This window comes from Demequina sediminis (assembly GCF_030296675.1).
Lineage (GTDB): Bacteria > Actinomycetota > Actinomycetes > Actinomycetales > Demequinaceae > Demequina > Demequina sediminis.
Genome location: NZ_AP027736.1, coordinates 1,231,240 through 1,252,126 on the forward strand (window position 1 = coordinate 1,231,240; position 20,887 = coordinate 1,252,126).

The 20,887-nt window shown below is 69.4% G+C and carries 19 protein-coding genes and 1 pseudogene; 5 read left to right on the forward strand and 15 right to left on the reverse strand.

The genetic code is table 11. The annotated features are described in order from the left end of the window. Positions 1–62: 62 nt before the first annotated feature. The 9 genes and pseudogenes from QUE44_RS06295 to QUE44_RS06330 form a co-directional block, all read right to left on the reverse strand. On the reverse strand, positions 63–1,241 hold the full coding sequence (locus QUE44_RS06295) for a Wadjet anti-phage system protein JetD domain-containing protein (protein ID WP_286216504.1): 1,179 nt from the start codon (positions 1,239–1,241) through the stop codon (positions 63–65). Continuing rightward, the gene (locus QUE44_RS06300; RefSeq protein WP_286216505.1) at positions 1,238–1,696 is read right to left on the reverse strand and encodes an SbcC/MukB-like Walker B domain-containing protein; all 459 of its coding nucleotides are present in this window, start codon (positions 1,694–1,696) and stop codon (positions 1,238–1,240) included. The genes QUE44_RS06295 and QUE44_RS06300 overlap by 4 nt, the downstream gene beginning before the upstream one ends. Continuing rightward, complete coding sequence (locus QUE44_RS06305) at positions 1,696–3,933, reverse strand: hypothetical protein (protein ID WP_286216506.1); 2,238 nt, start codon at positions 3,931–3,933, stop codon at positions 1,696–1,698. The genes QUE44_RS06300 and QUE44_RS06305 overlap by 1 nt, the downstream gene beginning before the upstream one ends. Before the next feature lie 383 nt (positions 3,934–4,316). Continuing rightward, positions 4,317–4,544, reverse strand: a pseudogene (locus tag QUE44_RS14040) (ATP-binding protein); the annotation flags it as partial. After that, complete coding sequence (locus QUE44_RS06310; RefSeq protein ID WP_286216507.1) at positions 4,541–5,197, reverse strand: DUF4194 domain-containing protein; 657 nt, start codon at positions 5,195–5,197, stop codon at positions 4,541–4,543. The pseudogene QUE44_RS14040 and the gene QUE44_RS06310, both read right to left, overlap by 4 nt. Beyond that, on the reverse strand, positions 5,194–6,669 hold the full coding sequence (locus tag QUE44_RS06315) for a DUF3375 domain-containing protein (RefSeq protein ID WP_286216508.1): 1,476 nt from the start codon (positions 6,667–6,669) through the stop codon (positions 5,194–5,196). The genes QUE44_RS06310 and QUE44_RS06315 overlap by 4 nt, the downstream gene beginning before the upstream one ends. Positions 6,670–6,756: 87 nt before the next feature. Beyond that, positions 6,757–6,960, reverse strand: a complete 204-nt coding sequence (locus QUE44_RS06320; protein WP_286216510.1) for a hypothetical protein — start codon at positions 6,958–6,960, stop codon at positions 6,757–6,759. Positions 6,961–7,257: 297 nt separating this feature from the next. Further along, positions 7,258–7,587: a HepT-like ribonuclease domain-containing protein gene (locus tag QUE44_RS06325; RefSeq protein WP_286216512.1), complete on the reverse strand. Its 330-nt coding sequence runs from the start codon at positions 7,585–7,587 to the stop codon at positions 7,258–7,260. Positions 7,588–7,619: 32 nt separating this feature from the next. Further along, positions 7,620–8,093: a nucleotidyltransferase domain-containing protein gene (locus QUE44_RS06330; protein ID WP_286216513.1), complete on the reverse strand. Its 474-nt coding sequence runs from the start codon at positions 8,091–8,093 to the stop codon at positions 7,620–7,622. Positions 8,094–8,191: 98 nt separating this feature from the next. Between QUE44_RS06330 and QUE44_RS06335 the strand changes: the two genes are divergently transcribed. Beyond that, entirely contained in the window at positions 8,192–9,385 is a 1,194-nt protein-coding gene (locus QUE44_RS06335) for an exonuclease domain-containing protein (protein ID WP_286216514.1), read from the forward strand. Between the two features lie 43 nt (positions 9,386–9,428). Here the strand turns inward: QUE44_RS06335 and QUE44_RS06340 are convergent, their stop codons facing one another. The 3 genes from QUE44_RS06340 to QUE44_RS06350 form a co-directional block, all read right to left on the reverse strand. Continuing rightward, positions 9,429–10,547: a hypothetical protein gene (locus QUE44_RS06340; protein WP_286216515.1), complete on the reverse strand. Its 1,119-nt coding sequence runs from the start codon at positions 10,545–10,547 to the stop codon at positions 9,429–9,431. A gap of 196 nt (positions 10,548–10,743) precedes the next feature. Then, complete coding sequence (locus QUE44_RS06345; RefSeq protein WP_286216516.1) at positions 10,744–11,103, reverse strand: PIN domain-containing protein; 360 nt, start codon at positions 11,101–11,103, stop codon at positions 10,744–10,746. A gap of 237 nt (positions 11,104–11,340) precedes the next feature. After that, on the reverse strand, positions 11,341–11,775 hold the full coding sequence (locus QUE44_RS06350) for a helix-turn-helix domain-containing protein (protein WP_286216518.1): 435 nt from the start codon (positions 11,773–11,775) through the stop codon (positions 11,341–11,343). Positions 11,776–11,881: 106 nt separating this feature from the next. Here QUE44_RS06350 and QUE44_RS14045 point away from each other — a divergent pair, with 106 nt between their 5' ends. Together QUE44_RS14045 and QUE44_RS06355 are read left to right on the forward strand one after the other, a co-directional pair. After that, a complete protein-coding gene (locus QUE44_RS14045) occupies positions 11,882–12,823 on the forward strand; it encodes a PD-(D/E)XK nuclease family protein (RefSeq protein WP_350226912.1) in 942 nt (313 codons plus the stop codon). After that, entirely contained in the window at positions 12,820–15,342 is a 2,523-nt protein-coding gene (locus QUE44_RS06355) for an AAA domain-containing protein (RefSeq protein WP_350226913.1), read from the forward strand. Before QUE44_RS14045 ends, QUE44_RS06355 begins: the two co-directional genes overlap by 4 nt. 106 nt (positions 15,343–15,448) lie before the next feature. Here QUE44_RS06355 and QUE44_RS06360 read toward each other — a convergent pair whose 3' ends face one another. The 3 genes from QUE44_RS06360 to QUE44_RS06370 all read right to left on the reverse strand — a co-directional run bounded on the left by QUE44_RS06360 (position 15,449) and on the right by QUE44_RS06370 (position 17,085). Beyond that, positions 15,449–15,712, reverse strand: a complete 264-nt coding sequence (locus QUE44_RS06360) for a hypothetical protein (protein ID WP_286216519.1) — start codon at positions 15,710–15,712, stop codon at positions 15,449–15,451. A gap of 147 nt (positions 15,713–15,859) precedes the next feature. Then, on the reverse strand, positions 15,860–16,675 hold the full coding sequence (locus tag QUE44_RS06365) for a DUF2130 domain-containing protein (protein ID WP_286216521.1): 816 nt from the start codon (positions 16,673–16,675) through the stop codon (positions 15,860–15,862). After that, a complete protein-coding gene (locus tag QUE44_RS06370; protein ID WP_286216523.1) occupies positions 16,660–17,085 on the reverse strand; it encodes a hypothetical protein in 426 nt (141 codons plus the stop codon). Before QUE44_RS06370 ends, QUE44_RS06365 begins: the two co-directional genes overlap by 16 nt. 192 nt (positions 17,086–17,277) lie before the next feature. Between QUE44_RS06370 and QUE44_RS06375 the strand changes: the two genes are divergently transcribed. Together QUE44_RS06375 and QUE44_RS06380 are read left to right on the forward strand one after the other, a co-directional pair. Next, positions 17,278–19,254: a hypothetical protein gene (locus QUE44_RS06375; protein ID WP_286216525.1), complete on the forward strand. Its 1,977-nt coding sequence runs from the start codon at positions 17,278–17,280 to the stop codon at positions 19,252–19,254. Between the two features lie 9 nt (positions 19,255–19,263). Continuing rightward, positions 19,264–20,874, forward strand: coding sequence for a class I SAM-dependent DNA methyltransferase (locus QUE44_RS06380; protein ID WP_286216526.1), 1,611 nt, complete (start codon positions 19,264–19,266; stop codon positions 20,872–20,874). Positions 20,875–20,887: the final 13 nt, after the last annotated feature.

Below are 20,887 nucleotides of genomic sequence, written 5' to 3' on the forward strand. Positions count from 1 at the left end.
TCAGACAATCACGACAAAACGGACGCCGCCCCGCGCAAAGTCACAGAAATAGCAGGCAGAACTCAATCCACAAGCGCGGAAACGGCAGCCCGCAGCGTGGCGAGCGCCACGTCCCACGGGATCCGCTCCTGCTCGAGCCGCACCCCACCGTGGCGCCGCAACTCCGCGAGCGTGGAAAGTTCGGCCCCGCTGAGCAACCCCAGCTCGCCCGTGAAGGGCACCGGCTCGCGCACCCACAGGTCGCGGTACGCCACAAGCGTCGAGGTGTCCATCAACAGCGACGCGGCCTCGAGCCCCGCCGCACGTGCCCGGTTGAGAATCGCGAACCCCTGCGAGTCCAGGTCCCCCCAATAGAGCACCCGCGCACGCCGGAGCCACGGAATCGCGGCAAGAGCGTCGACTGCGTAGCCCGCTCCGTGAAACGCGATCACCCCGTCAAGATCGGGAAGCTCGAGCAGCGTCTCGAGATTCTCCGTCACTAGAACCACGCGCGGCGCCACCTCGAGCCCAGCCACCTCCCCCACCGGAGCGGTCACGTCGCGCAGTCCGCCCACCGCGAGCGCGGGATCGAGCACGCGCAGGCGCACCAGCACCGGCGCGCCCAGCAACCCCAGCCCAGACCTGCCCGTCACCGCCGATACCAGCCCCGTCACCATGCCTCGATGACGCTCCAGCCACTTCGTGTCGATCCCGCGAATGGGCAGCGACCGCACGCGACGCCCGGACACCGGATTCTCTGCGAGCCACATGACCACGTCGGCCAGCACCGCAAAGTCCGCCGCGGGCAAGAGTGCAACGGAACCCGCATGCCGGCGCAGCGCCGTCTCGACCGCCGCAGAGTCGTCGGCCAGCGGCATCAACGACGCCCGCAGATCCACGCATCGCGACCGCATCACCGCCCACTCGTCCCCCACCGCCTGCCGGGCACGCGACGCGACCAAGACCACAGCATCGGCCCCCTCGACGCGCACGCGCACGGGAACTTCCTGCGCGCCCACGCGCGCCCAGTTCCGCACGCCCCACTCCACGGACACGGGCCACTCCACATCGGCCGTCCGCCACCGCGCGACCCACGCGCGGGCTGCCTCGAGGTCGTCCAGCGCCGCACGTTCCGTTGGCGGGCGCAGTGGCAGCTCGAGCACCGGCCACGGCGCGGCCGCCGCCGCCCAGCCCCGCGCCTCGCGCGCATAGAGGGACGATGCCCGGGTCGCGACATCAAGAGGCGTCACGGGGGCGCTCACTCCCCCTCCGTTTCGAACCGCACGTGCGCCATGCTCGAGGCCCGGCGCGACGGATTCGACACCGACGTCACGGCCCCCAGATAGGGCTCAAGCGTCTGCAGCAGCTTCTGGGGCGTCGCGAGGACCATGTGGAAGCCGAACTCGACGAAGATGTCCATGGCCATGCGCGTGTAGGTGGAGTCGGACTTGTCGAAGGCCTCGTCGAGGACGATGGTCCCGTAGCGCGGCACCGACTCGTCCTCGGACGCGAGCTGATACCTCAGGGCCGCTGCCAGGCAGAACACCACGAGCCGCTGACGTTGCCCGCCCGACAGTCCCGCGGAGGAGTCATGGACCGACCTCACCGTGCCGTCCGCCTCGAGCTCCCGCGCCAGGAACGTCACGTGCTCGCGGGTGTCGAGCACCCTGGCGCGCCACGCGCGATCGGCGGACTGCGAGGACCCGAGCCGAGTCATCACCCGCTGCAGGACTGCAAAGCGCTTCTCGGCGGAAGCGAGTGTCTCCTCCGCCCACGTCCCGTCGACCACCGCACGAAGGTCCGCGAGGAAGTCCTCCACTTCGCCCGTGCGGCGTGTCTTGACCCTGATCTCGAGGTGGCTGCCCGCATCGAACGGCGACCGCAGCAGCGACGCATTGACGGGTTCGACGCGCTCCTCGACACGGCGGGGCGCGCCCAGGATCTCGTCCCGCAGGTGGATGAGCGTGTCGCGCGAACGCTCCCGCAGCAGCCGTTGGAAGTTGCCCTCGTGGTCGGGAAGACCCCGCGCGACAATCCCGTCGAGCAACGCTGAGAAGCCCGCGCGGTCCGCGATGTCGGCGGCAAGGTCGGCCCCTGTGCGGGCCAGGTCGCTTTGTAGGTGGCTGCCTGTGCGACAAACCGCGACTCGGCGGCGCGCACCCTGCCCTGGGCCTCCTTCACCTCGCGCGCCAAGGCCGCGCCCACCTCATTCGCCGTGCGGTCAATCGTGTCGATCGAGCGTGATCGCCGCACCGCCGCGAACCGGGCGTCCACCGCCGCGGCGTCGCCGGGGTCGAGAGCATCGACCTCGGCGACGGTCGCAAGGATGTGGGCGTAGCGGTCGCGCTCGCTCTCCGCGCGCAGGTGCGCGGTCTCGGCGGCACGCGCGACCACCAGAAGCTCCTCGTAGGAGGCCTGCGCCTCGCGCTCATGCTGCAACGCTCGGTCGAGGTCGCTGTCGGGCCTCACGAGAGTCTCGAGCTCGCGGCGCAACGCCTCGACCGCGCGTCGCGCCTGGTCAGCATCGAGGCGCGAGTACTCCATGGCGGCCACGTCCTCGAGGGTGCGGCGGCGCTCGAGCACCACCTGACGGGCCCGGTCCGCGGAGGCGACCGCCGCCTCGCGCGCGGCCAGCTCGCGGCGCGCGGCGCCCAGACGCTCCTGCAGCACCTCGACCTTGGCGTCGTTGGAGCCGCCCAGCACCCACGTCGCACGGTCATCCACGGCGTGGCGGTCGTTCTTCTCGTAGCGATGCGAGGAACGCTTGTAGAGCCCGGCGCGCGTCACGCCGCGCGCGACGGCAGCGAGCCCGTCGGGCCCGTCGACGCATGCGACGTCGAAATCCCGACCGATGCGCCGATTGAGGTAGGCCGCATAGGGACCGTCCGCGACGGTCACCTTGTGCACCAGCGAGGAGGGATCGGACACCCGGGGCGGGGCCTCCACCTCGAGCGGGACCTCCTCGAGGACCAGGCGCACGCCCAGGTGCCTGCCGTCGACCAGGCGGCGCACCGCGCTCATCATGTCGGCCCGCACCAGGAGCGCGGTGGACAGCGGCGCCAGCACCCGCTCGATGGCGCCCCTCCATTCCCGATGCTCGTCGCGCACGTCGATGAGCTCGCCCGCGAACGGCAGCGAGCCCTCCGGCACCCCGACCTCGCCCGCGATCCATTCGCGCACCCGCAAGAGTCCGGCGTCGAGGTTGGAGCGGCGGTGCCTCAGCGCGTCCAGCTCCGTGACCAGATGGTCGACGGCACGCCGCGCGGCGGAGTGTGCGTCGTGAAGTCCGTACTCGATGGCCGAGGGCGGCGGCTCCTCCAGCTCGCGCCGCGCGGCCACGACAAGTTCGGAGAACTCGGCCGCCGAGCCGGGCACATCGATCCCCGACGCGCGCAGCCGCGCCGCAAAACGCTCGTGCTCCGCCGCGACCTCTCCCACCCGCCGCGACGCATCCTCGATGCGCGCGCGCAACTGGGTGGCCTCAGTGCCGCCCATCCGCGCCGCCGCTATGCGCGCGGCATCCCACGCGCCGTGCGCCTCGCTCGCGGTCGCACGGGTGCGCTCCACGTCCTGGGCGGTGGTCGCGAAGGCCACCTCGGCATCGTGCAGCGCCTGCTCCGCCAGATCCCGCTTGACCTGGTCCGCGTAGCGCTGGACCAGCTCACCCAGCCGCTCAGCCTCGACCACCGTCGCGGAGGCCTCGGCGAAGTCACCGGCTGCATCCACCGCGACCCGCAGGTGATCGGCCTGGCGGCGCAGGTCCACCACGTGTTCGTAGGCCTCGCGCAGCTCACCGAACTGCTCGACGGCGTTGTCCGCACGCTCGAACGTGCGCGGCAGGTCGAGCATGAACTGGCGGAACAGCGTGTCGAGGGTGCCCAGGTTCTTGGCGGCCTGGGTCTTGTGGAGCAACTTGAGTGCGTTGTCGCTGGAAATGCCCAGTAGCGTCCGCATTCTCGCGTAGAACCCGCCGTGGGAGCCCCTGACGTCACCACCACGGGACTGAGCGCAGCCTTCAGCTGGCGCACCTCGAGGCCGCGAGCCGCGTAATCCCTGAAGTCGAGCAGTCCCTCGCGCCCGCGCGTGATCACGCACGCATCGCTGACCGCCTTCTTGTCGGTGCCCGTGCCGCGCGCGTGGAACAGTCGCACGAGCGTGACCGGCTCCGACTCCAGGTCCTCGAAGCGCAGCAGGATGCCCGACCACGTGGCGCCCCCGCGCAGGTACGAGGAGACCGTGCGGTCCTCGAACTCGTCCGCCTCCTTGCTCCACGCTCCGCGCACGTAACTGACCAGGCTGCGGTCCTCGCGGCCCGCACCCTGGTCAAGGGCGGCCGCATTAAAGGTGATCCATTTGTCAGGAGTGAGCACGGCGGCGATCGCGTCCAGGATCGAGGACTTGCCCGATCCGGAGGCGCCCGTGAAGAGGTGACCTTCGCGTGCCACGTCCACACCATGGTGGCCATCGAACGTTCCCCAGTTAACGAGTTCGACGCGCGCGAGCCGCCACTGCGGATGCCGCGCCGCGTTCGCAAGCCCCAGCCCCAGATCGAGTTCGGCGGTCATCGCTCCTCCTCGCGCACGGACTCAAACGCCGCGCGCAGCTCGCGCACGCGGTCCGCATCGATGAGCAGCCGCACCACCGGCGAGATCTCCGCCCTCCCCTCCTCGACGGTGTGCAGGACGCGCAGGCTGGTCACCATGGTGCCCCACGAGGAGTTCAGCCGCTTGACGAAGTCGGCCTCGTCGCGGTCGGGGGTGCGGAACACCTGGAGCTCCTCGTAGAGCTCGTCCTGTCCCACGATCACGCGGCCGTGACCGTCGTCGTGGATGAGCCGCTGTCGCAATGCCAGCAGCATGACCGTGTCGAGGTACGTCAGCGACCTCGAACGCACCGCGACCGGGGCATCGTTCCCCTCCCCCGCCACCGACCTCACGAACGCCACCTCGGCGTCGGTGTCGAGCACCAGGTCCAGGAAGAGGTCGTTGAGACGGGAACGGATCTCCGTCACGTCGGCGAGCAGCGCCGCCCAGTTCTGGGGCTCGCGGTCGCGCGACAGGTACGGGCCACGGACCAGGGACAGCAGCGCGCGCCGCGAGCCATCGACGAGCGTGCCGGTGTCGCCCGGCCACAGCCGCGGCCGCGCGTTGAAGGCCTCGCCCGCCGCAGTGAGATCGGGAGTGAGAGGCGACGTGGGGTCCTGCTCGGCCTGGCTCATGGGATCCTTCCGGTGAAGACGTGGCGGGCGACGCGGGCGCGGCGGCGGGCGCCGTCGGCACCGGTCCAGTGGAGTTCCTCTGGCTCGGCTTCGGCAGGGACGATGCCCCAGCGCGCAGCGAGCGCGAGGAGCCCGACCACGCTCGCGACGCCTTGGGTAGCGGGGTTCACCGCAAGCACGTCCCCCACCGACACGACGGCCGTGGCGTCGTGTGCGCGGGCACGGCCGAGGGCGGCGTTGACATCATTCGTGAGCTCGTCGAAGTCGATCTCCGTGGCGCGCGCCAGCGCGCGCAGCGCGGCGAGGTCAGCGACCTCACCCGCGTGGGCCTCGACCTCGCGCGGCGCGTTCATCTCGGCCGGGTCGTGGAGGGTGAGGGCACCGGCACTGCGGATCTCGACGTGGGTGAGCGCGAGCTCCACGCCCAGCTGCGCCCACGGCTTGATCGCGGACGCCGACTCCCTCGCCTCGCCCAGTGCCTCCTGGATCAGCCCGCGAAGCACGCGATCACGCTGGTAGTCCTGTGAGCGCACGTAGCGTCGCAGGCCGCGCGCGAACTGCGTGATCACGTCGTGAATCTCGGCGCTGCGGTCCTTGAGGGTCGTGAGGAACTCTCGCAGGGCGCGCCGCTCGGCGATGCTAAGCGCGCGGGCGAAGTCGCGTTCGAGCACATGGCGCACGTCCTCCTCGAAGGCCGTGCCCAGCGCGGGATCGAGCACGAGCGCCGAAAAGCCCGCGAACGAGCGTCCCGCGTCGGACTCCGCGATGAGGTCCACACCGCGGAACACGTCGTCGAGCACTTCCCGTTGGGACTCCCCCGACTCGAGGATCCGCCGCCGCAACAGGGTGTTGAGCTGCTCGAACTCGGTGCGAACGCGCGCAAAGTCGTCGGGGACCTCGGCCGCTTGAGCCAACAGGTCCTGAACTCGCTCCGTCGCGCGCTCCCCCGCCAGGGCATCGTCCCGACCCTCCTCGATGGCGGCGATGCGTGCGTCGATCGCGGCGCGCTCCTCTCGCAGGCGCGCGAGCCTGCGCTCAGAGGAGGGATCGGTGTCGATCGCGAGTTGGCGCAACTGCGCCGACAGGCTCGCGAGGCGCGACTCTGTGAGCGACCGGCGCGGCGCGTCGCGCGACTCCAAGAAGCGCAACGCCGCCAGGCCCGCGCCGGACAGCTCGAGAGTCTCGGTGCGCGTGTCGGGGGTGGTCCGGCGGACCAGGAACCCGGCGTCGCGCCACGCCTTGACGTAGGCCTGCGCCGTCTGCGGCAGGCTCAGCCCGTGGGTGCGCAGGTCGTCGAGATCGGCATCGATGCGTTCGTAGAGGTCCTCGGCATCGCGCCTATTCGCGTCGCCGTCGAGGTGTTCCTTGAGGAGTGCGGCAACGATCGCGGCGTTGTCGGCGCGCAGCAGGCGCCACGCGGCATCCTCCTCGAGACGTTGGAGGAGGCGCAGGGCGCGTGCGGTCGCTGGCACGGTCGCCATTGTGGCGCACGGGTGTGACAGGCCGGTAGCGCGGGACGATGCGCCGCGAACCCAGTCGCTCGGCGGCGCGCGCCCTCGTCATGGACCGAAGGCGCCGATCGCGACCACAGTGACCCCATCCGCCCACCGGTCTGACTGACCAGTGCCGGTGATCACCGTGAGCACCGGCTCTTCGGCGTCGACGCTGCGCACGAAGCCGCGCAGGCTGGCGGCGGCAGCGTCGACGGTGTCGGCGCTGACGAGCGCGGCGCCAGCGCGCCAGCACATCGTCAAGTTCAGCACCGGCAGTACTCGGAATGTCGCGCACCGAGCCTGCCCAGTCGTCGATGTGGGCGACCCTCAGTCGTCAATGTGAAGAGCGATGAGTAGTCGATGCGTGACCGCCGCCGGGGCGAAGCCCCGGCCCTCGAGCTCTTTGGGCACGCCTCCCACCGCGCCACTACGAGACCGTTCAGCCGGTCGCCGACGCCGCGTGGAAGGTCGCTGTGAGGTCAGCGGCGCCGCGGATCTCCGTGGTGATGATCGCGTCGGCGTGCGCACGGGCCCAGTGACGTAGCCAGCAGGTCAGTTGCCCGCGCGCTACGGAGGAGAACGTCGGATCTCCGCGGCTGCGGCAGCGATCAACGGCGCGAGCGCGACCCTCCACCTGGGCAGGTCAGTGGCCAGCGTCGCCCACGTCATCGACCGGTTGATCTGGTCATATTGATGGACGACGAAGTTGCGGTTGGCGATGGCCAGGGCCCAATCGACCCCTGGCGGCGCGACCACGCCAAGCCGCGCAAGCCGGTTGGCGGACTCACCGAGCTTGATCATGAGCGAGTCCCCAGCCTCCTGAAGGATGTCGTCGCAGTGGTACGCATCGGGTCCGCGCGCGACGATCTCCTCCGCGCGGTGGAGCCACGCCTCCATGTGGAGGATCTCCTTCGCGGCGCGCAGGTGCATTACAGCGGCACGGCTTCACGAGTGACATCGTCGTCGATTCCGGGGCGAATCCCTCCATAATCGACCAGGTCAATCTCCCGTCCAAGTATGTCGACCAGGAGTTGTCGAAAGCCCACGAACTCCAGCGACGACGTCCCCTCGGGCGCCTGGACCAGGAGGTCGATGTCGGACTGCTCTGTGGCAACTCCGCGTGCAACCGACCCGAAGACCGCAAGTCGTGCGTAGCCTCGCTCGGCCGCGAGTGCCTTGATCACCGGCGTCGCCGCCGCCAGCAGCTCGCGTGGATGAACGCCATCGAGTGCAGGAGCCGACTTCAGTTGCTGGCTCACCGCAGGCTGCGAGATTCCTAGGGTGGCGGCGATCTCACGCTGCGACATCCCAGTTGCCGCCATCGCCCGCAGGACGAGGATGCGACGCACGCGCGCAGTCGCCTCGTCGCGTCGCGCGTCGCGGTACTCGGACTCGAGGCTCATAAGCCCAACTTATCAAGCCCCGCGCGCGACGGACAGCCTTGGGGATAACTCCCCCGCTATTCTCGCCCTATCGGGCACCACACGCTGAGGGGGCTGGAATGGCCGGATTCGCCGTCGTCGATCTGGAGACCACCGGCTTCGCATACAACCACTCCGACCGCGTCTGCGAGATCGCGGTCGTGCTCGTCGACCCAGAAGGCAAGCGGGAGGACTCGTACACGACGCTGATCAATCCCCAGCGCGACCTGGGCGCGCAGCACATCCACGGAATCGACGCCAGGGACGCGCGTCTCGCGCCCACATTCGGCCAGATCGCCGGCGACCTCACGGGCATGCTCGCGGGACGAGTCCTCGTCGCGCACAACAGCGCGTTCGATGCGTCGTTCCTCACGGCCGAGTATGCGCGCGCCGGCTGGCCGCTGGACCTCACCCGCGACATGACGCTGTGCACGATGCGCATGGCGCGTGAGTTCGGCGCACCGGCCAAGCTCAGCGCGTGTTGCGACCACTTTGGCATCCCGCTCGACAATGCCCACGCCGCACTGGCGGACGCGACGGCCACCGCCTCCCTGCTCGCCGCCTACATGGAACGCTCGCCCCGGCGGGACGTGTGGGACCAGTGGCTCGCCTTCGGAGAGTCGATCGCCTGGCCCACGCCCCCGCGACTGGCCACGCGGGCGGTCCCGAGAGGGGCATCGTCCCCAGGAAGCAGCCTGCTCGCGGACGTGACGCGACGCCTCGCAGCAACCGCGCACTCGGACGTCCCGGGCGGCGACGAGTACCTCGACCTGCTCGATCGCGTACTGCTCGATCGAAGGATCTCCACGCCTGAGCGCCGCGCGCTCGAGGGACTCGCGGGAGCGCTGGGACTCGGCGTGCACGATGTCGCGGTCCTCCACCGCAAGTACCTCCTGGGTGTGGTGGACCTTGCGTGCGAGGACGCCATCTTCAGCGCCGACGAGCAGGCCGCGGTCATCCAGCTTGCCTCCCTGCTGGAACTGCAGGACCTTGAGGTCGAGGCGCTGCTCGCGGATGCGGCCTCCCGAGTGGCGACCGCATCGACCCAGGTAGAGCTGCACGCGGGTGACATGGTGGTACTTACCGGGATGTCGATGGACCGCAAGCGCGAACTCACCGCGATCGCGCAGTCGCGCGGGCTGGTGGTGTGGCCCGGCGTCAAGAAGGGCGTGCGGGCCGTCGTGGCAAAGGATCCCGCGTCGCAGTCGGGTAAGGCAAGCAAGGCTCGCGCGTACGGGATTCCCGTGGTGGGCGAGGACGTGCTCACGGCGTGAGGGCGTCCTGGCCAGAGGGGACGATGCCGGGCATGCCCCGGCACTACTCGCCGGGGGCGGGCTCGCCTCCCGCCTGCGTCCTGGTCCGCGAGGGCGTGGCTCGCTTGATCAGCCCTCCGATGGCACCCGCCGCGTCGCCGGCCTTGGCGGCGGCGGCACGGGCAGCCCCTCCGACCGCCGCGCCCGTGGCGGCCCCCGCGGACTTCACCGCCGTCACGGCACGCGCCTCCTCGGGTTCGCCGTCACCGTCGACGTCGACCTTGCGGAATGCCTCGGTGGCCTCGACCACCCGGCTCCACACGCTCTCGCCGAAGCCCTTGGCGGAGTCCGCCGCCGACCGCATCGCGACCACCGCCTTCGAGGGGTCGGGGATTCCGTCGCCATCCGAGTCGGTGAGCTCAAGCCACTCGGGCCACTGCTCGGCGGGTGCGGAGAAGCCCTCGCGGCAGGACTTCACGACGCCGCTGCCGAAGTAGTACGAGGTGACGCCACCCGCCACGGCACCGATCACGGGGACGGCCTTCGAGCCGACCCGCACTCCCGCGATGGTCGCGCCCTTGGCGATCGCCTCGCGCGCCAGCACCATGGTGACTGGCACCAGTGCGGAGTCGGGGAGCTGCTGGGCGAGCAGGTCGCCCCACTTCGCGCCGCCCGCGGGGACGGCGGCGCCCGCGACCGCGCGCGCACCCGAGATGGTGGCCCCTGCCGGCAGCGCCGACATCACGATCTCCGTCACACGGCTCTTGCGCTTCTCCCCCAACAGCGCGCCCAGCACGACGGCCTTGGCGCGCTCGGGGTCGTCAATGGGGATGCCACGCAACTCGGCCATGCACAGGGCAAACAGCGCGGTCGTCTCGTAGAAGAACAGGAGGTCCGCGACCCCGAGCCCGATCGCGACGGGGATCCCGACCACGGGGATGCTCGCGGAGGCACCCGCAGCGGCGCTCGCGGTGGTGGTGGTCGCCACGTACTGCGACTCAATCTTCTTCATGATCGCGACAGGAGACGCGGTCGGGTCCTTCCGGCGCAGCTCCTTGATGTACGCCGTCGCCGCGGGCCGCTGCACGGCGATGGCCTTGAACACTCGCTCTTGGAAGTCGGCGGGCAAGGCGATGGCGGAAGTCGACGGCTCGTTGGCCCCATCGGTTGTCGTTGCGGTCATCGTGGTGCGCCCCCTCGGCAAGGTGTCCGTTTCACGCCCGCGCGCCTGTGCCCGGGCTGGTGGTGAACACCGTAGCGGGCGGGTGCGACAGCATGCCCGTGCCCCGCTGATCACCCCGTCCCCGGGCGGCAACCTTGTCCGCGGCGGCATTGCGCGCGGATCGGTGACGCCTTGACGGGAAACGGCCCGATGAGCGTCAAAGCTCACGGATGTGGCCCGCCACGCGTTCTGCAAATGCCGGGCAACCAGCAGCCACGAATCGCGCCGGCAAGTCCGACGCGGGATCGCGCCCTCGCCAGTACTCCCACTGCCTGCGCACCATGCGACGCACGGCGTCCGGACCGGAATCATCAGCGAGCACCAAGAAGCCGTCTGCGCTGACGATGTCGTACGAGAGTGCACCCATCGAGGCGGGGTCGAGGTCGAGGAAGCCACGGTCGTCGGTCACGAGGATGCCCACCTGACCTGCGACGGCGGCCGAGTGGACATGGCGATCGTCTCTATCCGCCAGACCGGGCATCTCGAGAATGGGATAGCCCTCTATCCGCTCGCTCATGACCTGGGACACCTTGTCACGCACAGCCGCGACGACGCGACCATCGAGCCGGGGTTGCGTCGTCGCAAGTGATAGAGCGTCTCCGCGAGGATGTCCTCGGTCCAGCAGGTCGCAAACATCCCGGGCGACTCGATCTGAATCAGGAAGATTGCGTCTCGCAAAGTGCGCGACATCAGCACATTCGCATCAAGCAGCACCCTCGTCGGCATGTCGAGACGCTATCGCACCGCCCCGACATCACTCGATGTCGAAGTCATCCTCGAGAGCGAGCAACTCTTCGAGTGCCGCCCGTTGCGCCCGGATCCGCCGGTTCCTCAGCGCGACCACATCGGCGGTCTTGACCCGCGTGTGCGTACCCACCTTGTGCGAGGGGAGTTCACCCGTGCGCACCCACTTCATCAGAGTCGTCCGGCTGACACCCAACTGCTCAGCTGCCACTGTGGTCGTGAGTTCGGGTGGAATGCTGCCCACCGTCACGGTGTGCCCATCGGCGATCTCGCGAAGGACACGCGCGAGAAGGTCGGCGAAATCGGGCGTCAGTTCGGGCGCTCCGGCCAGGGCGAGTCGTTCACCGCGCTCCGGCATGGACCGCTCGAGAAACGCAACCAACCGCGCGGCCTCTCGACGCTCGGCCGGATCCGCAAACACTGTCGACGAACCGAGTTCCGGCATGTCCTCTCCCCACTCACTGAAGTTGCAAGTGTGCCCTACTTTCATTCATAAGTGCAACCCTTCTTGCCCGTCGCTAGGCTGAGCGCCACAGTCTGAGGGGACCCACATGCACATCGAAGGCGACGTGATCACGTGGAGCGCGAGCGAGCTCGCTCGCGCCTCCGCGTGCGAGTTCGGATTCCTGCGAGACCTGGACGCGAGGCAGGGTCGCATCGCCCCGCTCCCCGACAACCCGGACGCGATGCTGGAACGCACCAGCGTGCTGGGTGCGCAGCACGAGCAGCGCGTCCTCGAGCGCTACAGGCACCAGCACGGCGACGCCGTCGTGGTCATCCCCCGCCCCGATCGCGCGGCGGGCGTCACCACAGCGGAGGCCCACCGCCTCACCCGCGAGGCCCTCACACACCGCGCCCCGGTGGTCGCCCAGGCCGCGCTCGAGAGCGTCCACGACGGCGCCCGCTACGTGGGTTACGCGGACTTCGTGGTCCTCGAGGCGGACGGCACGTACAGGGTCGAGGACACCAAACTGGCCCGCAGCGCCAAGGTCACCGCGCTACTCCAACTCGCCGCCTATGCGGAGGCGCTCGAGGCGATGGGCATGCGGGTGCACCCCACGGTCTCGCTGGTGCTGGGCGACGGCACCCGCACCGACTACTCGCACGCGGACATCGCTCCGGTGCTGCACCTGCGCCGGGACCGGCTGCTGGCGATGGTCCGCGAGCGCCAACGCGACGGCGCCACCAACGGACCGCCCGTCGCCTGGAACGACCCTCGCTACACGATCTGCGGCGCGTGCCCGCACTGCGAGACAGAAATCGAGGCGACCGACGACATCCTCACGGTCGCCACCCTGAGCCGCGGCCAGCGCGAGCGCCTCCACGCCGCGGGAATCGTCACCACCGCCGACCTGGCGGCACGTACGGGACCCGTCCCGGGCATCGGCCGGGAAACCCTCGACCGTCTGCGCGAGCAGGCCCGCCTCCAGGCCAGCGCCACGCGGGGCGCCCCTCCCCGTATGAGGTGGTGGATGCGGAGGCGCTGCGCATGATCCCCGCACCGAGCCCCGGCGACATCTTCTTCGACTTCGAGGGCGACCCGCTCTATTCCGAGGGCGAGGGCGCCACCTGGGGGCTCGATTATCTGTGGGGCTGGGTCGACGCCGCGGGCGAGTTCCACCGGCTGTGGGCTCACGACTTCGCGGGCGAACGCGAGGCGCTCACCGCCTTCCTCGCTCACGTGGCTGAGCTGAGGGCCGCACACCCGGGCATGCACATCTACCACTACGCCCCCTACGAGCGCACGCATCTGTTCGCGATGGCGGCGCGCTGGGGAATCGGCGAGCATGCCGTGGATGACCTGCTGAGGGCCGATGCCCTGGTGGACCTCTATCCGATCGTCCGGCGGGCGCTGCGGGTGGGTTCGGCGTCGTATTCGATCAAGAAACTCGAGCCGCTTTACATGGGCGACCAGCATCGCGAGGGCGTGGACAACGCGGGCGACTCGATCGTGGAGTACGCGGAGGCGTGTGCCGCGCGCGAGGCAGGCGACACCACGGACTACACCCGGCGCCTGGCGGACATCGAGCAGTACAACGCCTACGACTGCCGCTCGACCCTGGCACTGCGGGACTGGCTGCTGGAGCGCGCGGCCGAGCACGGCGTCACCCCGCACGCACCCGACGTCCCCGCCGAGGCCGGGGCGAGCGAGGACACGGACGCCGATGCCGGCCCGTCCGCCCTGGAGGTCGCGCTCGAGGCGCGCGCGGCGCAGGCGAGCGACGCGACCGATGCCGCCGCCTACCGGATCGCGGGCGCGGCGGTGGATTACCACCGCAGGGAGCGCAAGTCCTTCTGGCACGACCACTTCGCACGCCTCACCGATCCCAAGGAGGACTGGGCGGAGACGCGCGACGTGTTCGACGTCTCCCACGGCGAGGTGCTGCGCGACTGGTTCAAGGAGGGCAAGCAGCGCGTTCTGCGCCGTCACGTGAGGCTCCACGGGGTGCCCGCGCCGGGCTCGCGCTTCGCGGGCGCCCAGCCATTCGCCCTCTATGACGATGCCCCCTACGCGTCGCGCGCAGCCGTGGGCGAGCGCACCGCGCATGTGGTGACGGTACTCGCCGAAGGCGACGACTGGGTCGACATCGAGGAGACCGAGAAGCAGGGCGAGACGTGGACCTCCATGCCGACCGCGCTCACGCCCGCCAAGCCGCCGAACACGGCCTCGATCGAGGCGGCCATCGCGGCCTGGGGCGACCGCGTGGCGGGCGCGGACCGGTGGCCGGCGGACCCGGCATCGGACCTGTTGCGGCGCGTGCCGCCGCGAGTGAGCGGCGCGGAACTGACGCCGGCGAGTGATCCCGACGACACCGTCGGGCCGCTCGTGGACTCACTGTGGCGCCTGGATCGTAGCTATGTGGCGGTGCAGGGGCCGCCTGGCACGGGCAAGACCTACGTGGGGTCGCACGCGATCGCCGCGCTGGTGCGCCAGCACGGATGGAAGGTGGGCGTGGTCGCGCAGTCGCACGCCGTCGTGGAGCACATGCTCGACGCCGTGGTCGAGGCGGGCGTGGACCCTCGCCTGGTGGGCAAGGTGCCCAAGGATGCGGCCGCGCCGGTGCGGTTCACGGCCATCGCGAGGGACGGTCATGCCGCTTTCGCCGCGGAGCGCCCGGGCGGGTACGTGATCGGCGGCACGGCGTGGGACATGACCAACCCCAAGCGCATCACGCCCGGCCAGCTGGACCTGCTGGTGGTGGACGAGGCCGGCCAGTTCGCGTTGGCGGACACCATCGCGGCGGCGCAGTCGGCGTCGCGCCTGCTGCTGTTGGGCGACCCGCAACAGCTGCCGGCGGTGACGCAGGGCGTGCACCCGGCGCCCGTGGACACGCCGGCGCTCGACTGGCTGAGCGCGGGTCACGACGTGCTGCCGGCGGAGTTCGGCTACTTCTTGGGGCAGAGCAGGCGCATGGCCGATGCGGTGGCCGGGCCCGTCTCGCGCCTCTCCTATGCGGGGGCGTTGGTGTCGCACGCGTCGACGCTGTCGCGGATGCTCGCCGGGGTGGAGCCCGGGCTGGTCGCGGTGCCCGTGCCGCATGCGGGGTGTTCGACGTCGTCTCCCGAGGAGGCCGCGGAGGTGGTGCGGATGGTGCGCGAGCTGCTCGGGACGTTGTGGACCGATCCGGCGGCGGGGCGCGTCGAGGATCCGCTCACGCAGGCGGACTTCATTGTGGTGACGCCGTACAACGCTCAGCGCGGCGAGGTGATGAGCGCGCTCGCCGCCGCAGGGCTGGGGGAGGTGCGCGTGGGCACGGTCGACAAGTTCCAGGGGCAGGAGGCCGTGGTGTCGATCGTGACGCTCGCAGCCTCCTCGGCGGCGGACGTGCCGCGCGGCATGGAGTTCCTCATCAACCGCAACCGGCTGAACGTCGCCATCTCGCGCGCCAAGTGGGCCGCGAGGCTGGTGTACTCGCCGGGGCTCTTGGGGCATATGCCGGGGACGCCTCAGCGGTTGGTCGAACTGGGGCGGTTTGCGAGGTTGGTGGAGGTGGGGCCGAGCCGCGACTGAGCGGAGCGATTGTCGGGCGCGTGCCTCGGGCAACCGCGGCTATTCGGAGTCAGGCTCCGGTGGCTTCGTTCGCTTCCTCAACCGCCGGGATGCGACAGATGGCCTCCTAGACCGGGAAGAACACAGGCTTGGAGGGCTGAGCTGGCGCGGCGAACCTGGAGAACTTGCCGTCCTGGCGCGGTGCAACGCGGCACGCGCCCGGGTCGTGCCGGACGCCGACCCCGCGTAGGAGGTCGGCAGCGCCGCAGATCTCCGTGATGACGATCGCGTCGGCGCGCGCGCTGGGCCCCATGCCCCGGTAACCGCGCGCGCGGGTTTCCTGGATGAGGGCGTCGAGCCCGTCGGTCGAGAGGATTCGGATGACGTCCATGACACGCCTCCTCTTGCGACGGTAGGCGTGTTCTGCGGGGAGGCTAGGGACTTCGGTCCTTCAGAGGGACGATGCACGGAATAGCCGGGCTCTCCGTGTCGACCGTGCCGGGCGGCACCGCCTCAACGCGCCGCCCGACCTGCGTCGTCAGTCCGCGATCCGCTGCTCGGACGCCTCGATTGCGGAGAACTTCTGCTTCATCGTCTCGTTACCGCGAGTGAGCTTCTTGACGGTGAGCGCGGTTGCCTTGTCGTTGGCCAGCCGGAGGTTGTTGCCCGAGCCGAGCAGCGCGTCCTTGACCTTCTGCAGGCGGTCGATCGCCTTGTCGATCTCCTCGATCGCGGTGTCGAACTTGCGCTTCGCCAGGTCGTAGTTGCGACCGAAGGCCGCCTTGAAGTCCTCGAGCTCGTTCTCAAAGTTGGTGACGTCGATGTTCTGCTTGGAGAGCTGCTCGAGCTCCGCCTTGACCGTGATGGTGTCCTGGGCGGCGTTGCGAAGCAGCGCGATCATCGGCAGGAAGAACTGCGGACGGATCACGAACATCTTGGGGTACGCGTGGGAGACGTCCGTGATTCCGGTGTAGAGCTCGGAGTCCTCCTCGAGCATGGAGACGAGCACCGCGTACTCGCAGCCCTTGTCGTTGCGGTCCTTGTCGAGCTTGGCGAAGAAGTCGCTGTTCTTCTTCCTCGTCGAGGAAGCGTCCGACTCGTTCTTCATCTCGAACATGATCGAGACATATTCGACGCCGTCATCGCTGAAGTCGCGGAACACATAGTCGCCCTTGGTGCCGCCCGATGCGTCGTTGTCCTTGGCGAACTCGGCGTTGGGAAACGCGAGGGAACGCATGCGGTTGAACTCGATCTCGCAGTGCTGCTCGAGAGTCTCGCCGAGCAACTTAACCGAGAGCTTCGCCTTCATATCCTTGTAGCGGGCGATGAGCTCGTCCTTCACGGCGAGTTCCATGGCGTGCGACTCCTTGAGCGCAGCTTCCTGACCTTCTGCTCGGCCGCCTGCAGTTCCAGCTTGCTCTTCGCCTCGAGGAGGCCCTTTTCTGCGGCCGACAACGCCTTCGCGACAGCCAGCTCCTGGTTCGCCGCTGCGGCCTTGAGCTCGCCCTTGAGCTGCTGGATCTCGGTGTCCTTCGTAGCGCTCGTCTGCTGCGCCTGCTGCTGTGCGCTCGCGACGGCGAGCGCAATCTCGGTCTCCTTGGCCTTCTCAGCCGCGGCGAGACGCGCGTGGAGCTCGCCCTCGAACTCGGCGGTGCGGACCTGCTGGACGATGTCGGCGTACTGCGCCTCATCGATGGTGAAGAGGGTGCCGCAATTCGGGCACTTGATCGTGTTCGGCGTGTGGTTCGGCGTGATGTCAGTCACGGGCGTCTCCAAGAGGTGTGTCAACGGATGCCACAGGCGGGGCGTCCCCCAGCGGCGCCCCGCCTGTGGCTGCGACGTGTGCCGCTAGCTAGATGCTGCATCAGGCACTGACCGCGCCGGGCAATGCGCTTGATAAGCCGTCTTATCAGTCAATCCAGACCACAAATGACCCACTACCGGTACCTTGGTCTCATGCCCACTGCGCACTCGCACCTGATCGACCTGGCCGGCGTTGCCCGCCTGGCTGGCGTGCAGCGGCCTGTGGCCTCGATGTGGCGTACACGCTTCGCCACCGCACGGGATCCCTTTCCTGCTGCGGTGCATCAGATGGGCGGAAGGCCCCAGTTCGCGGTTCAGCAGGTGGCCGAATGGCTCGTCCGCACTCGGCATGGCAACAACCCGGCAGCACGCGAGGATGCCGCTGCCGCGGCAACTCCGACGGACTTCTCCTTCTCTGACGAGGGCGCGGTCGCGGAACTGGAGGCCCTCGTCGCGCTATTCGCCCTCTCCGAGGACCTGCACGGACCCGGGAGCCACAAGCTCGAGGAGGTCGCTGCCACGATCGACCCTCGCGACGGCCTGCTGCGAAGCGAGATCACCGCGCACGTCCGTCGTGGTGCGCCGTGGCTCGACTACGCCATTCTCCTCATCGACGCGTGCTACTCACCGTCCGCCGCATTGGCGCTCATCGCTCAACGTTCGGCGGCGTCGAACCGGTCGGCAGGGTCCGCCGGACCGCTGGTGAACGATGCGCTTGCCCTGGTCATGGAGGCCACGCGCGCCCTCATGGCTCCCGACGCCACCGTGGTGCTGGACCCCAGCGATCCCGCGCTCTCCTCGACGATGGCGGCGAGTCTCGGCGACGACGTGCGTCTGACCCTCCCTGCGGAGGCCGATGCGCGGCGGGTGCGACGCAGGCTTCGCGTCGACGGGCACTGGCTCGCCGACCCCGACGATGCGACGGCTCGTGGCATCGCTGTGGCGCGCGTTCCGTCTCGCCGGGACGACGATGTGGCCGCGATGCTACAAGCTGTCGATGAGGTCGCGCTGTCGCTGCGCGATTCAGACGCAGCGGTGGTGATCGGCCCTGCGAGGGTGCTCACTGACCCATTGACGTCTGAGGATGAGCAAGCACGCGCCCACATCCTTCGTTCCGGTCGCGTCCGCGGGATCGTGCGCCTCCCTCCGGGACTCGTCGACAGCGCCTCACGCGAGCCACTCGCCATGTGGGTGCTCGGAACGCCGGCGGGGAACGTTCCGGCCTCGGAGCGATTCACAGCCGTAGCCGACCTCAGCCAGAATCCCCTCACCCCCGCCGCCCGCGCCGATCTGGTCTCGGATGTGATCGCCGGGATGGGTAGCGGTCGGGATGTGCGCGCCCACCACTTCCGGTTCGCGACCTTCGTGCGGACGGCGTCGCTGCAGGCTCGCAGCGACTCGCTCGTCGCTGCCGCATCCCGGAAGCGCCCGTTCGCTCCCAACGACGTGGCAGATCTTCCCGCGCTCCTAGATATCGCGGCAGAAGCCGTGCGTGATGACGTCGCCCCGATCCCGATCGCGCCCGACTCTCATGCCGCCCCGCGGGCCGCATCCGTGTCCGAACTGATTGGCGCTCGACACTTGCGACGCATTCGCGGTACGAGGCTCAGCCCTGACTTGCTGGGACGCGAGGGACTAGTTGTTGTCACGGCATCGGACCTCGATCACCCTTCAACCATCGGGACCACGCGTGTCGATCAACTCGCGTTCGCGGCACAGCATCCGTCCGCGACGCTCACCCGACCCGGTGACGTGATCTTCCGCACGTCCCCCACCGCTGCCGCGTGGGTCGATGCCGACGGCTCGAAGGTGGTTGCCTACCCCGCCCGCGTGCTGCGCATCACGGCGAGCGACCCCGGCGGACTCGTCCCCGAAATCGTCGCGGCCGACATCGCGAGTGCCCCCGGCGGTGCCGGAGCATGGAAGCGATGGATGCTGCGCCGCGTCGCCCCGCACACCGTTGCGCCTCTACGCCAGGCCCTGGCTGAAGTCGCAAATGCCCGCAGTGAACTCGAGGCGCGCGCGGCTCGCCTCGAAGAGTATTCCGCCCTGATCGTCGCCGGTGCGACGTCGGGAGCGGTGACCATGATTGAGACCAACCACGCTGCAGCAGCGGCGTCCACGCAGTAAGGACCCACCATGCCCCGCGCACAGAAAGTCGTCCCACAGGCGCCGTCAACCATGAAGGAGCTGAAGGACACGCTCTGGAAGGCCGCCGACAAGCTCCGCGGCTCTATGGATGCGTCCCAGTACAAGGACGTCATCCTCGGGCTCGTGTTCCTGAAGTATGTGTCCGACGCGTTCGACGAGCGCCGGGCCGGCATCCGCGCCGAACTGGTCGGGGAAGGGTATGACGAGGACCAGATCGCCGAGCTCATCGACGACACCGACGAGTACACCGGCCGTGGCGTGTTCTGGGTGCCCGCGAACGCCCGCTGGGGATTCCTCGCCGAGAACGCCAAGGGCATCGGCCCTGCGATGGGCCAGGCGGAGAAGTCGATCGGCCTGCTCATCGACGAGGCGATGGATGCCGTCATGCAGGCCAACCCGCAACTGTCCGGCACCCTCCCCCGCATCTTCAACCGTGACAACGTCGACCAGCGCCGCCTCGGCGAACTCGTCGACCTGTTCAACACCGCGCGCTTCGCCGCCCAAGGCCAGGGTGGGACGGACGGGCGCCGCGCCCGCGACCTGCTCGGCGAGGTGTACGAGTACTTCCTCGAGAAGTTCGCCGCCGCCGAAGGCAAGCGCGGCGGAGAGTTCTATACCCCCGCTGGCGTCGTCCGCGTGCTCGTCGAACTCCTCCAGCCGACCCGCGGCCGCGTGTACGACCCCGCATGCGGGTCGGGCGGCATGTTCGTGCAGGCCGAGAAGTTCATCGACGCCCACCACGGCGAGGGCAGCGACATCTCCGTCTACGGGCAGGAGCTCAACGAGCGCACCTGGCGCATGGCGAAGATGAACCTCGCCATCCACGGCCTCACCGGCAACCTCGGTCCCCGCTGGGGCGACACGTTCGCCCGCGACCTGCACCCCGACTTGCAGGCCGACTACATCATGGCCAACCCGCCCTTCAACATCAAGGACTGGGCCCGCAACGAAGAAGACCCCCGCTGGCGCTACGGCGTGCCCCCAGCCGGCAACGCGAACTACGCGTGGATCCAGCACATCCTCTCCAAGCTCGCCCCCGGCGGACAGGCCGGCGTCGTCATGGCCAACGGTTCCATGTCGTCGAACTCCGGCGGCGAGGGCCAGATCCGCGCCGAGATCGTCGAAGCCGACCTCGTGTCCTGCATGGTCGCCCTGCCGACCCAGCTGTTCCGCTCGACCGGCATCCCGGTGTGCGTGTGGTTCTTCGCGAAGGACAAGGGCGCGCGGGCGGGCGAGGTGCTCTTCATTGACGCTCGTGGCCTCGGGCACATGGTCGACCGCGCAGAGCGCGCCCTGTCAGACGACGACATCGCGAAGATCGCAGGCACCTTCCACGCGTGGCGCGGCGTCGAATCGGATGCTGCGCCCGACGAGTACGCGGACATTCCGGGGTTCTGCTACTCGGCAACGCTCGCCGAAATCAAGGCCGCCGACTACGCGCTCACCCCAGGGCGGTACGTCGGCGCGGCCGAGGCCGAGGCCGACGGCGAGCCGATCGAAGAGAAGCTCGCGCGGTTGCGGGCCGAGCTCGAGGCGAAATTCGTTGAGTCGGCGCGGCTAGCCGAGGCCGTGCGCGAACAGATGGGGCGGCTCTCGTGACCGCGTTCGCGGA